The organism is Pedobacter terrae (assembly GCF_900100705.1).
Taxonomy (GTDB): Bacteria; Bacteroidota; Bacteroidia; order Sphingobacteriales; family Sphingobacteriaceae; genus Pedobacter; species Pedobacter terrae.
In genome coordinates, this window is record NZ_FNCH01000011.1 from 116,763 (window position 1) to 130,195 (window position 13,433).

Annotated in this window: 8 protein-coding genes; 5 read left to right on the plus strand and 3 right to left on the minus strand. The window is 39.7% G+C overall.

The features are described from left to right. The first annotated feature begins 101 nt into the window (after positions 1–101). The 3 genes from BLR60_RS14945 to BLR60_RS14955 all read left to right on the plus strand — a co-directional run bounded on the left by BLR60_RS14945 (position 102) and on the right by BLR60_RS14955 (position 3,827). Complete coding sequence (locus BLR60_RS14945; protein ID WP_090501208.1) at positions 102–1,919, plus strand: MutS-related protein; 1,818 nt, start codon at positions 102–104, stop codon at positions 1,917–1,919. 78 nt (positions 1,920–1,997) lie between these two features. Next, entirely contained in the window at positions 1,998–3,335 is a 1,338-nt protein-coding gene (locus BLR60_RS14950; RefSeq protein WP_090501211.1) for a GH1 family beta-glucosidase, read from the plus strand. Positions 3,336–3,389: 54 nt separating this feature from the next. Continuing rightward, positions 3,390–3,827, plus strand: coding sequence for a putative signal transducing protein (locus BLR60_RS14955; RefSeq protein ID WP_090501213.1), 438 nt, complete (start codon positions 3,390–3,392; stop codon positions 3,825–3,827). Between the two features lie 259 nt (positions 3,828–4,086). Here the strand turns inward: BLR60_RS14955 and BLR60_RS14960 are convergent, their stop codons facing one another. The 3 genes from BLR60_RS14960 to BLR60_RS14970 all read right to left on the minus strand — a co-directional run bounded on the left by BLR60_RS14960 (position 4,087) and on the right by BLR60_RS14970 (position 10,363). Continuing rightward, positions 4,087–6,366 (minus strand): aconitate hydratase, encoded by a 2,280-nt coding sequence (locus BLR60_RS14960; protein WP_090501215.1) that lies wholly within the window; start codon positions 6,364–6,366, stop codon positions 4,087–4,089. 190 nt (positions 6,367–6,556) lie between these two features. After that, entirely contained in the window at positions 6,557–9,322 is a 2,766-nt protein-coding gene (locus BLR60_RS14965) for a bifunctional aconitate hydratase 2/2-methylisocitrate dehydratase (RefSeq protein ID WP_090501217.1), read from the minus strand. Positions 9,323–9,694: 372 nt separating this feature from the next. Continuing rightward, entirely contained in the window at positions 9,695–10,363 is a 669-nt protein-coding gene (locus BLR60_RS14970; RefSeq protein ID WP_090501219.1) for a polysaccharide deacetylase family protein, read from the minus strand. Between the two features lie 19 nt (positions 10,364–10,382). Between BLR60_RS14970 and BLR60_RS14975 the strand changes: the two genes are divergently transcribed. Further along, complete coding sequence (locus BLR60_RS14975; RefSeq protein WP_244155670.1) at positions 10,383–11,783, plus strand: TolC family protein; 1,401 nt, start codon at positions 10,383–10,385, stop codon at positions 11,781–11,783. A gap of 106 nt (positions 11,784–11,889) precedes the next feature. After that, positions 11,890–13,227 carry an efflux RND transporter periplasmic adaptor subunit gene (locus BLR60_RS14980; RefSeq protein WP_090501221.1) on the plus strand — a complete coding sequence of 446 codons (1,338 nt, stop codon included), beginning with the start codon at positions 11,890–11,892 and terminating at the stop codon, positions 13,225–13,227. Positions 13,228–13,433: the final 206 nt, after the last annotated feature.

Genomic DNA, 13,433 nt, shown 5'->3' on the forward strand with positions numbered 1-13,433 from the left:
TTGCCTATCTTTAGGATTTCGAGATTCAAACTTAGAGAAATTGTAACAAAAAAGACAATCTATCGATCTCATACCTTCGAAAATATATACAGAATAAAATCATGCAGCAACAACAACAAGAAATAATAGCCGGTTACCAGGATAAAATAAATGAGGTTACTTCAGATATAGATCAAACAAAAAAACTGATCGATCAGCTTTCTTTCTTGCGCATAGGTTTGTTTCTGGGCGAAATTTTATTTTTCGTTTTGCTGTTGCGTTCGGCAGATGACAGCCTGAGGATATTGATTCAGATTTGTTTATTGCTGCCCGTAATCGCTTTCGCTGTTGTTGTGCGCAGACAAAGCCGGCTTGATCGCGAAATCGATTATAAAAAACAGCTTTTATGGGTTTATCAGAACGAATGGAATATTTTATATGGCAAGGCTAATGGATACGACGATGGTAAAGCTTTCGAATCCGAACAGCATCCTTACACTTCCGATCTTGATATTTTTGGTGCCGCATCGCTATTTGTCCTCACTAACCGTTGTAGTACCCAAAACGGAAACAGGCTGCTGGCCAAAAGTTTCGCAGAAAAATCAACCCGGGAGAGGATATTACACCGCCAGGAAGCGATAAAAGAACTTACGGATAAAATAGCAGAAACCTATAGTTTTAGGGCTAATCTTCATGGTTACGATCCTGAAAAAATAGAACAGATCAAAATACAGTTAAAAAGTCAATTAGGAGAACAGTTGAGTTTTGTTAAAGGATCTTTTATGCGTTTTTATGTAAAATTGGTACCCTATGTTTCTATTTCCCTAGTATTGGCCGCATTGTTGGTTAGTAGTGTTTTCTGGAAAATATTGATCCTTTTGGTACTGATCCATATCGGGTGGAATATATTACTGGGCGCAAAAATCAATAAGGTGTTTTACAGCTTTGGCGGGAGCTCGAACCTGTTAAATGGTTATGCAAGTGCTATTTTATGGACGGAAAATCAAAATTGGAAAAGCAGTTATACCCTAAGTTTACTCGATTCGAAAATTCCGGTGAGTAAGGAAATTAAAGGTTTAACAAAGATTATCGAAAATTTTGATGCCAGACTAAATATTATCGTAGGTGGCATACTAAATGCCCTTTTACTTTGGGATTTAAAATGCTGCATCAATTTAGATAACTGGTACAAATCATCATCAAAACATGTAATAGTTGCGCTTGATCATCTGGGCGATTTTGAAGAACTGATTTCGCTGGCTACAACAGCTTATAACCAGCCACATTGGGTGTTTCCGGTAATTACCGACCAATTTGAACTATCTACTACGCAGATTGGCCATCCGCTTATTCGTGAACAAGTAAGGATTAATAATGATTTTCGGGTGGAGGCAAAACCAACTGTTGATATTATAACAGGCTCCAATATGGCAGGTAAAAGTACATTTCTGCGCACTTTGGGTATTAATATGGTATTGGCTTATGCAGGTGCGCCGGTTTGTGCAGGGACTATGCAATTATCTGTTTTTTCGATCAATACTTACATGCGGATTAAAGATTCACTGAATGAAAGTACTTCTACCTTTAAGGCAGAGCTCAACCGGTTAAAGATGATCCTGGATAATGTAGTAAAAGATAAAGATACTTTTGTACTGATTGATGAAATGCTTCGGGGTACCAACAGCCGCGATAAATATTTAGGATCAAAGGTTTTTATCCAAAAGCTGATTGCCGAAAAAACACCTGCCCTTTTTGCTACCCACGATCTGCTATTGGCAGATCTGATTGCTGATTATCCCGAAACGGTCCGCAATTTCCATTTCGATATCCAGATTACCAATGGAGAAATGAGATTTGATTATCTGCTGAAACATGGTCCTTGCAAAACTTTCAATGCAGCTATATTGCTTCAGGAAATCGGCTTAAAGCTGGAGGATTGATCAGTGATTCCGAATCATTTTGATTGTTAATGATTTGTTAATATTAAACTCGCAACTTATGGCAAATAATCGATAACAATGATTAAGGCAAGCAATTTCGGTCAGGATTTTTTGTGGGGTGTAGCTACTGCTGCAGCGCAGATAGAAGGAACTGCAACTCAGTACGGTAAGGGCCCCTCTATCTGGGATACTTTTACAGCGAAAAACGGTAAAATAAAGAAGAATCATAAATTAGATCCTGCCTGCGATTTCTATCATCGTTATGCTGAAGATGTTGCACTGGTTAAACACTTAGGGTTTAAGGTATTTAGGTTTTCTATCGCCTGGTCGAGGATTTTGCCCGGCGGAAGGGGAGAAGTAAACCAGGAAGGCATCCGTTTTTACCATAATCTTATTGATGAGTGTTTAATAAATGGGATTATACCTTATGTTACGCTTTATCACTGGGATTTACCACAGGCATTGGAAGATGAGGGCGGCTGGACGAGCTTTAGCATTAATGCGGCCTTTAATGCCTTTGTTAGCATCTGTGCATTAGCGTATGGCGATAAAGTAAAAAACTGGATCGTACTAAATGAGCCTTTTGGTTATACTTCTTTAGGTTATATGCTTGGAATACATGCCCCCGGGAAAACAGGTTTGAGCAATTTTTTTCCGGCGGTTTTGCATACGGCTTTGGCACAGGCAGAGGGTGGTAAAATTTTACGTGCCGAGGTAGCCAATGCGAATATCGGAACTACTTATTCTTGCTCTGAAATAATTCCTTATACCGACAGCGATAATGATGTGTTGGCTGCAAAGCGGATAGATTGTTTAATGAACCGTCTATTTGTAGAGCCCACGTTAGGCATGGGCTTTCCTACGGCAGACTGGGACGTGTTAGAAAAGTTCCAGATTGAATATGGTACCTGGCGATTGCAGGAAAGGATGAAATTCGACTTTGATTTTATCGGCCTTCAAAACTATTTTCCGTTGACGGTGAAATACAATGCCTTTATACCGGTAATCCAGGCTTGGGAAGTGAAAGCCAAAAGCAGAAAAAAACCACATACAGCCATGGGTTGGGAAATTAATGCAGATAGCTTTTACAATATTGTAAAACAGTTTGCCGCCTATCCGGACATCAATAATATCATCATCACCGAAAACGGTGCAGCGTATCATGATAAATTGGATGATAAAAGGGTAGAAGACCCCGAACGGATCGAATACTTTAAACTTTACCTTGCAGCCCTGCTCAAACTCAAAAATGATGGAATTAAGGTTACAGGGTACATGGCCTGGACATTAATGGATAATTTTGAATGGGCAGAAGGTTTTACGGCAAGGTTTGGGCTAGTCTATAATGATTTTAAAACCCAGGAACGTACCATTAAAGATTCGGGTTACTGGTGGAAAGAATTTCTGACAATTTAATTGATAATCAGCTGTTTTCATTTTCATTATTATATAAATTCTTATGTTTGAAATATGAACGATAGAACCGTAGTTTATAGCACCTATTATAACCCCATGGAGGCCAATATCATTAAAGCCAAATTGGGAGATAGTGGATTTGCCTGTTTTCTGGCCGATGAAAATGTGTCTACAATTCAGCCACTTTACAACCAGGCCATTGGTGGTGTTAAACTCATTGTTTTTGAGCGTGATGTGGAAGCCATTAATGCTTTATTGGCCGAAGATAATAGTTTGGCATTTGAATCATCAGATGAAATTATTGATGAAGAAGAATCGGCAGATGGCAAAACGGTTTGTGAGAAATGTGGCTCTACCAATGTAGGTTATGGAATGGCAACCAATAAAAAATACAGTCTTTGGGCTACTATATTAGCTTTTTTAACACTAACTACACCAATTAAGGCCAATAAATGCCATCATTGTTACGATTGTGGCTATGAGTTTGAGTAGATTTTATCTTGTTATCTTTCTTTTATGTGAGAAAGTTTTTAATACATATTCCTAAGGCAATCGTCATGCTGAATTCATTTCAGCATCTTTACTTTAATATAGACCCTGAAATAAATCCGATAGCTATCGGATCAGGGTTGACGTCTCTAATATACTTTTACCAGGGTGATGAGTTTTAGCAAAAAATCCCGTTTTGACTTAACAAAACGGGATTGATATCCTCCATGCGGACTTCAGACCTCCTACACCGGACTTCAGACTATAATGCGGCTTTTGCAGCAGCTTCAGCTCTGATGATATTTAAGGCACCACCAGCTTTAAACCACTCTATTTGTTGCGCATTGTAGCTGTGGTTAACCGCAAACTCCTCTGTTGTGCCATCTGCATGGTGTAATACCAACGTTAACGGTTGGTCAGGAGCAAACTCGGTTAAGCCTAAAATGTCGATCGTATCACCTTCCAAAATTTTATCATAATCGTCTTTATCGGCAAAAGTTAAACCCAGCATACCTTGTTTTTTAAGGTTGGTTTCGTGGATACGGGCAAAAGATTTTACCAATACTGCACGAACGCCCAGGTGACGTGGCTCCATGGCCGCATGCTCACGAGATGAGCCTTCGCCATAGTTTTCGTCGCCCACTACAATTGAACCTAAACCGGCTGCTTTATAATCGCGTTGCGTAGCCGGTACAGGACCGTACTCGCCGGTTAATTCGTTTTTAACCGTATCGGTTTTGTCATTAAAATAGTTTACCGCACCAATTAACATATTGTTGGAAATGTTATCGAGGTGACCACGGAATTTTAACCACGGACCAGCCATCGAAATATGGTCGGTTGTACATTTACCTTTAGCTTTGATTAAGAGTTTTAAGCCTTTAAGGTCTGTGCCTTCCCAAGGTGCAAAGGGGTCTAACAACTGTAAACGATGCGAAGTTGGCGAAACCAAAACCTGTACCTGCGAACCGTCAGCTGCCGGAGCCTGGAAACCTGCATCTTCTACAGCGAAACCTTTGGTTGGCAATTCGTAGCCGGTAGGTGGGTCTAATTTAACCTGTTCGCCTTTATCGTTAGTTAAGGTGTCTGTTAATGGGTTAAAACCTAAATTACCCGAAATAGCAATGGCAGCAACCATCTCTGGCGAAGCTACAAAAGCATAAGTATTTGGATTACCATCGGCACGTTTTGCAAAGTTTCTGTTAAAGGAGTGTACAATGGTATTTTTTTCTGCTTTCTCTGCACCAGTACGGTCCCACATACCAATACACGGTCCGCAGGCGTTGGTAAAGATTGTTGCATTTAAATCTTCGAAAGTTTTTAAATAACCATCTCGGTCTGCCGTATAGCGTACCTGCTCAGAGCCTGGGTTAATCCCAAACTCCGCTCTAGTTACCAAACCTTTTGCAATGGCCTGGTTGGCAATAGAAGCTGCTCTTGATAAATCTTCGTAAGAAGAGTTGGTACAAGAACCGATTAAGCCCCATTCTACTTTTAATGGCCAGCCATTTTTCTCTGCTTCCGTTTTCATTTGCGAAACCGGCGTAGCTAAATCTGGTGTAAAAGGACCATTTAAGTAAGGTTCCAAAGTATCTAAATCGATCTCAATTACCTGATCAAAATAATTTTCAGGATCAGCATAAACTTCAGGGTCGCCGGTTAAATAAGCTGCAATTTTATTCGCCTCATCGGCCACTTCATTTCTGTTCGTCGCACGTAAGTAACGCTCCATACTTTCATCATAACCAAAAGTAGAAGTCGTTGCGCCGATTTCGGCACCCATATTACAGATGGTACCTTTACCGGTACAACTCATGGAAGTAGCACCATCGCCAAAATATTCTACAATGGCACCAGTACCGCCTTTTACGGTTAAAATACCAGCAACTTTTAAAATCACATCTTTGGCAGCCGTCCAGCCGTTTAACTTGCCAGTTAGTTTTACACCAATTAATTTAGGGAATTTTAATTCCCATGGTAATCCGGCCATTACATCACAGGCATCAGCGCCACCAACACCAATAGCCACCATACCTAAACCGCCTGCATTTACAGTGTGGGAGTCGGTACCGATCATCATTCCACCCGGAAAAGCATAATTCTCTAAAACTACCTGGTGGATAATACCAGCTCCTGGTTTCCAGAAACCAATACCATATTTGTTCGATACAGAAGATAAGAAATCAAAAACTTCGGCACTTTCTGTTTTAGCATGGGGTAAATCTATGGCAGCACCTTCTTTAGCCGTAATCAGGTGATCACAGTGAACTGTAGAAGGTACTGCAACCTGTGGACGGCCAGCCTGCATAAACTGCAATAAGGCCATCTGTGCAGTCGCATCCTGCATCGCTACGCGGTCTGGCGCAAAGTCTACATAATCAGAACCACGCTTAAACGCCTTTTTAGGATCTCCATCCCAAAGGTGTGCATACAATATTTTTTCAGATAATGTTAAAGGTCTGCCCACAACTTTACGTGCAGCCTCTACCCGGCTACCGAAGTTTGCATACACCTTTTTAATCAAGTCTATATCAAAAGCCATACTTAAATTTTTATAATTATTATCAATAAGGTACTAACTAAAGTAAACAATTTTAAACAGAATTATTTTTGAGATTTGTCATAATGTCTTATTTAAAACCATTCTATGCAATTTTATGCAAAGAAAAAGGCTACCAGATTTCTCAGATAGCCTTCTCTAATGGTTAACAAATAATATGCTTTTTTGTTTCTTATTGTTTTGTAGAAATGGGGGTAAACTTGGTTAAGTTAATGCCATCTACCGCTAATTTATATTCTTCAAAGCTGGGAATACGACCCAAGATCGCAGAAAGAACAACAACTGGGGTTGAAGCTAGTAGAGACTCCCCTTTTTTGCCATCTTTATCTTCTACCACACGGCCCTGGAATAAACGGGTAGACGTGGCCATTACGGTATCGCCTTTAGCCGCTTTCTCCTGGTTACCCATGCATAAGTTACAACCTGGGCGCTCTAAATACATGATGTTTTCGTACTCGGTACGGGCCACACTTTTAGGCAGCGCATCGCTAAACTCAAATCCAGAGTATTTCTGTAAATATTCCCAGTCGCCTTCAGCTTTCAATTCATCAATGATATTGTAAGTAGGTGCAGCCACTACCAAGGGAGCTTTAAACTCTACTTTGCCGGTTCGGTTCTCTATGTTTTTCAATAGTTGTGAAACGATTTTTAAATCGTCTTTATGTACCATGCAAGAGCCTACGAAACCAAGGTCTACTTTTTTATCCCCACCGTAAAAAGTTAAATCTCTGATGGTATCGTGCGTATAACGTTTAGAAACATCGGCATTGTTTACATCCGGATCGGCAATCATTGGCTCGTTAATAATGTCTAAGTCAATCACTACTTCCGCATAATATTTGGCATTTGTATCAGGCATTAAAGCAGGTTTAATACCGGTTTTAATTTCCTCAATACGTTTGTTTGCCTTATTGATTAATCCCTGAAGCACCTGGTTATGGTTATCCATACCTTTGTCTATCATGATCTGAATCCGGTTTTTAGCAATTTCCAGCGATTGGATCAAAGTATCGTCCTGAGAAATACAGATCGAAGCTTTTGCTTTCATCTCAGCAGTCCAGTCGGTAAAGGTAAAGGCCTGGTCAGCCAATAAGGTACCGATGTGTACCTCGATGATACGGCCCTGGAATACGTTTTCGCCATCAAACTGCTGTAACATCTGCAATTGCGTAGCATGAACTACATCACGGAAATCCATGTGTTCTTTCATTGCGCCTTTGAAAGTTACTTTTACTGATTCAGGAATAGGCATAGAAGCTTCGCCAGTTGCCAAAGCTAAAGCCACTGTACCAGAATCGGCACCAAAAGCTACACCTTTAGACATGCGGGTATGCGAGTCGCCTCCAATGATGATCGCCCACTCATCAATCGTGATATCATTCAATACTTTGTGAATAACATCCGTCATTGAATGATAGGTGCCATTAGGGTCACGGGCAGTAATCACCCCGAACTCATTCATAAATTTCATCAGTTTAGGAATGTTGGCCTGCGCTTTTTTATCCCAAACAGATGCCGTGTGGCAGCCTGACTGGTAAGCCCCATCAACAATCGGCGAAATTACTGTAGCAGCCATGGCCTCCAATTCCTGTGCGGTCATTAAACCGGTAGTATCTTGCGAACCTACAATGTTTACTTCTACGCGCACATCAGAGCCTGCATGTAAAACTTTCCCTGGTACTAAACCTACGGCATTTCTGTTGAATATTTTTTCTACTGCTGTTAAACCCTGGCCTTCAATAGATACTTCTTTAGCCGGAGCAAATACAACCGGCGCTTCGATGCCTAAAGTTTTAGCCGCAAAAGTTTGGATCTTTTTACCGAAAACTATGGCGTAAGAGCTACCCGCTTTGATAAATTCCATTTTTTGAGGCGTTAAAGCCTTTGAAATATCAATCAGCTCCTGGTCTCCGTTATATAATTTTTTAGTTCTGGTATTAATGGTCAGCACCGTTCCGGTTGCGACTGAATATACTTCCTCTAAAACAGGTTCATCGTTTTCATTACGAACCACATTGCCGTACTCATCGGTTTTCTTTACCCAGTTTTTAAGGTCGATACCAATACCACCTGTTACATCAACCGTGGTTAAGAAAATGGGCGAAATGCCATTGGTACCACCAACAATTGGTGCAATGTTTACAAATGGAACATATGGACTTGATCGTTTACCGGTCCAAAGGGCCACGTTGTTTACGCCCGACATGCGCGAAGAGCCTACGCCCATGGTGCCTTTTTCGGCCACCAGCATCACACTTTTATCAGGATGTTGTGCCTGAAGATCTTTAATGGCCTGTTGTGCCTCTGGTGTAATCATGCATTTACCATGCAATTCACGGTCAGAACGCGAGTGCGCCTGGTTGCCCGGAGATAATAAGTCTGTGGAAATATCGCCAATACCGGCAATAAAGGTTACTACTTTAATTTCTTCTGCAACAGGTGGCAATCCGGTAAAAAAATCAGCTTTGGCGTAGCTTTCTAATATTTCTCTGGCAATGGCATTGCCATTGTGGTAAGCCTCTTTCAAACGGTCGGTATCAGCATCGTATAAGAAAACCTGTGTTTTAAGTACGTCTGCTGCTTTTTTGGCTTTATCGCCATTATCAGCTAAAGCAATATCCAATAAAACTTTAATAGAAGAACCGCCCTTCATATGCGATAGCAGTTCGAAAGCAAAATCAGGTGTGATTTCTGGAACTACCACTTCACCTGCAATAATTTCTTTTAAGAACCGGGCTTTAACACCAGCGGCAGCTGTAGTACCGGGTAGGGTATTGTATATGAAAAAATTAACAGCATCTGCTCTGTTAAAATTGTTTATATTTTTAATCTGGTCGATAATCTCGCTCAATAATTCGGCGCCATCAATAGGTTTAGGGTGAAGACCTTGGGTTTTTCGTTCTTCAATCTCCTGGATATAATCGTTATAAATACTCATCTTAGCTATGTTATTCTTTTTTGTGAGGTCTTGTGTAGTAAATACACCTTCTCCAAAGAATACTGTTAATTGTGATTAATTTGTGGTTATAGACAAAAAAAATGGATTTTTTTGATAGAACAAAAATAACAAAAAGCAAGCTTTTAATGGAATTTAAGCAATTGATTGCGTAATTTGGAATTGTTCTAAACAATTAAATTTCTTTAATCAGGACGTTAATATTTGTCATTAAAATAATCAAAAAGCTAACTTTATTTGTCGTTCAGTTCCGTACAGTCTTGTCCGTTTTTGAACAGTTCTAAATTGATGATCAGGCTAAAAACCCTTTGTTAGCTTCACAGATTAAGGATGGCAGTTCCGGCACAGCAATGGCTAAAGGGAAGCGAAAGTGAAACCTTTTTCGGTAAAATAGGCTAAAACCCTGGGTAATGCATATGCTAAACGATCAAATGCTTTTAAACTATCGTGAAAAACGATGATAGAACCGTTTTCGGTATGTTTGATCACATTTTGATAGCATTTTTCGGGCGAAAGATTAACGTCAAAATCGCCACTGAGTACATCCCACATGACGATGTCGAGTTTGGAGTCATGAGTTGTGAGTTGTGGATTGTTTGGCGCATTAGACTCCGAACGCCAAGCTCCAAGCTCTAAACCGCGAATCTGGCTTTTCTTGATTCTCCCGTAAGGTGGGCGGAACAGGTTAGACTGCGTAAGTTCCTGGCATTTTAGCGTGTTTTCGAGATAGGTTTCATTATCGGTTTTCCACCCTTTTAAATGGTTGAAAGTGTGGTTGCCAATGGCATGCCCGTCGGTTTTTACACGTTCAAAAACTTCGGGATGTTTAATGATATTATCGCCAATGCAAAAAAATGTAGCTTTAGCATTAAAGACTTTCAAAGTTTTTAATACAAAATCTGTAACATTGGGTATAGGTCCATCGTCAAAGGTCAGATAAATAACTTTTTCGGTGCGGGATTTATTCCATAACAGTGATGGATAATACCATTTTAGCAGAAGCGGTGATTTGATCAGGTACATTTAACTTCAAAGTTAGTAAATGCCTGAACAGATTGAAATTATTAAAGTTGTTTATATAGATTTGAAACAAATTATGAAGATGTTTACCAATAAAAAGTTAATTACCGGATCTGCATTACTTGTGGCATTAAGTTTTAGTCAGCAAATTAGGGCTCAGGAAGTGATCAGCATTGAAAAAGCGGTCGAAAACACGTTAAAAAATAATTTAAACATCAAACAGGCTGCATTTAATGCTGCAATCAGCGATGAAAATGTGCGCCAGTCTAAAAATGCTTTGTTGCCTGCTGTAAATGGTTCCGCTAATCAATCTATGCAGTGGGGAAGAAGCCAGGTAACATCAGGTTTGTTTCTAAATACCCAAAATTATAGCTTAAGTCCAAATGTTTCTGCTAATATGCAGTTGTTTGGAGGTGGCGCGCTGATTAATCAGATCAGACAGAATAAATTGTTGCTGGCTGTAGATCAAACCAATGTAGAAAAGGTAAAAAATGATCTTATTCTGCAGGTGGTAACGGCTTACCTGCAGGTTTTAAATAACCAGGATCAGGTTAAAGCTACGCAGCAGCAATTAGAAGTAGCCAATGCTACTTTAAAAAGAGAACAGGCCCTTTTAGATGTTGGGAATAAAACTTTAGCCGATATTTCGCAGGCCAAATCGCAGGCGGCAACTGCTGAGCTTAATCTAACCAACGCGCAAAACCAGTTAACCATAGCCTATTTAACTTTAGGCCAGTTAATGGAAATCCAGCCACCAATGACATTTAAAGTACAGCCGCCATTGGTTAGCGAAATGAATAATATCCAGAACACTTATGTACCAAATGATATTTATAATCAGGCTTTAAATAGCTTCCCGGACATTAAATTGGCAAATTTAAATACGAAAGCAGCCGAAAAAGCCATTGACGTGGCCAAAGGGAGTTATTATCCTAAGGTTAGCTTTGGCGGAGGTTTAGGGTCGTTTTATCAATACCAATTTTCTTTACCTGGAAACAGTCCATTTTTTAGTCAATTATCAGATAACTTCGGTAAATCCATCAACATGGGTATTTCAATCCCAATCTTAAATGGTTTTGCCACCCGATCAACCGTTAGAAAAGCTAAAATTGTATTCCAGCAACGCAAAACAGATGAGCAGATTGCCAAAAACAACCTCATCAAGGTAATCAATCAGGCGGTTGCTGATTTAAACGCTGCACAAAGCAGATATTCTTCTACCCAAAATGCTTTTCAGGCACAGAAAGATGCTTTTTATGTTATCGAACAACGTTATGCCGTGGGTTTAGTTAACTCATTAGATTATAGTACAGCACAAACCAATAGAAATAAAGCCGAAATAGATTTTATCCTGGCGAAATACGATTTACTGTTCCGTGCCAAGGTAATTGATTATTATTTGGGCAAACAGATTGTTTTTTAAGACCAAAAACTAAACTGAAAGTGAGGCAAATTTAACATTAAACTTTTCAACCTTACAACTTATAACCTTTCAACATTAATTTAATAAACGAAATACAATACGAATTATGAAACTGAAGCATATTATTATTACCGTAGTTGCTATTGTAGCCCTTCTGGTTGTGCTAAAACTGACCGGAGTGATCGGTGGAAACAAAACCGAAAAAGTAACTACAGAAAAAGCATCAGATAAAACTGTTGTGGAAACAGTTACGGCAAGTGGAAAAATCCAGCCAGAAACCGAGGTTAAATTAAGTTCGGAGGTATCTGGAGAGGTAGTAGAGTTAAAAGTAAAAGAAGGCGATATTGTTAAGGCAGGCCAATTGCTTTGTAAAGTACGTCCGGATGTATTGCAATCGGGTTACGAAAGAACTGTGGCAACTTTTAACGCACAAAAAGCCAGTGTAGCTGGAGCACAACAGCAACTTGCCCAAAACCAGGCAAATTTTATAAATGCAGAAGCTACCTACAAACGTAATGTTGAGCTTTTTAATAAAAAAGTAATTTCAGCTTCAGAATTCGATGCAGCTAAAGCGGCATTTTTAACGGCTAAAGCAAATTTAGCCAGTGCTAAAGAAAATGTAACCGGTGCTAAATTTACTTTGGAGCAAACGGGTGCAAATGTTAAAGAAGCAGGTGCAAACCTGGCTAAAACCACTATTTACGCACCAGTTGATGGTGTAGTATCCAAACTATCAATAGAGCTTGGCGACCGTATTTTAGGAACTTCGCAAATGGCGGGTACTGAAATAATGCGTATTTCTAACCTGTCATCAATGGAGGTGAATGTTGATGTAAATGAGAACGACATTACCCGTGTTAAGGTTGGCGATAAAGCTTCTATAGAAGTAGATGCCTTTTCTGACAAAAAATTTAGAGGCGTGGTTACTGAAATTGCAAGTTCATCAACTGCAGTTGGAACAACCACATCTACTTCTGTTGATCAGGTGACCAACTTTTCGGTAAAAATCCGCATCACTGAAGAGATGGAAGGCAAGCAACAGTCTATTTTCCGTCCGGGTATGTCGGCAACGGTTGATATTGAAGCAGAGTCGTTAACCGGACTGGCTATTCCAATCCAGGCGGTATTTACCGATAATGCAAAATCAGGCGACAACAATAACCAGGGCAACCAGGAAAATACTGATAAACAGAAATCAAAACTTACCGACAAAAAGGTAAAGCAATATGTTTACACTTACGATGCTAAAAGTAAAAAAGTTAAAAAAACAGAGGTAACTACAGGCATCCAGAACGATCAGTTTATTATTGTGAAATCGGGTGTTAAAACTGGTGATGAAGTGGTAACCGGTCCGTATTCTGCTATTCAGAACAAGTTAAAAGATGGTATGGTGGTAGAAAAAACAGCTAAAGACCAATTGTTTAACAAAGACGGAAAGAAGTAGCCTTTTGAGGTATAAGGGTAAAGGTGTGAGGTGTAGGTTTTTACCTGTTCGCCTCACACTTTTATCGTTAATATCTATAAGAAATAGTAAATTGCCGTCTTTAAGGTGTATTCCTGTGGTTAGGTGTAAGGTTTAGGGTTTAAAGCATTTAGATTTTAAACTTTAAGTTTTACACCTTTTACCTTACACCTTTTACCTTAAACCTT

Excerpts from the sequence above, each read along its gene's own strand:
- BLR60_RS14980 (WP_090501221.1), top strand. The coding sequence starts at position 11,890 with ATGAAACTGAAGCATATTATTATTACCGTAGTTGCTATTGTAGCCCTT.
- BLR60_RS14950 (WP_090501211.1), top strand. The coding sequence starts at position 1,998 with ATGATTAAGGCAAGCAATTTCGGTCAGGATTTTTTGTGGGGTGTAGCT.
- BLR60_RS14955 (WP_090501213.1), top strand. The coding sequence starts at position 3,390 with ATGAACGATAGAACCGTAGTTTATAGCACCTATTATAACCCCATGGAG.
- BLR60_RS14960 (WP_090501215.1), bottom strand. The coding sequence starts at position 6,366 with ATGGCTTTTGATATAGACTTGATTAAAAAGGTGTATGCAAACTTCGGT.
- BLR60_RS14945 (WP_090501208.1), top strand. The coding sequence starts at position 102 with ATGCAGCAACAACAACAAGAAATAATAGCCGGTTACCAGGATAAAATA.
- BLR60_RS14965 (WP_090501217.1), bottom strand. The coding sequence starts at position 9,322 with ATGAGTATTTATAACGATTATATCCAGGAGATTGAAGAACGAAAAACC.
- BLR60_RS14970 (WP_090501219.1), bottom strand. The coding sequence starts at position 10,363 with ATGTACCTGATCAAATCACCGCTTCTGCTAAAATGGTATTATCCATCA.
- BLR60_RS14975 (WP_244155670.1), top strand. The coding sequence starts at position 10,383 with ATGCCTGAACAGATTGAAATTATTAAAGTTGTTTATATAGATTTGAAA.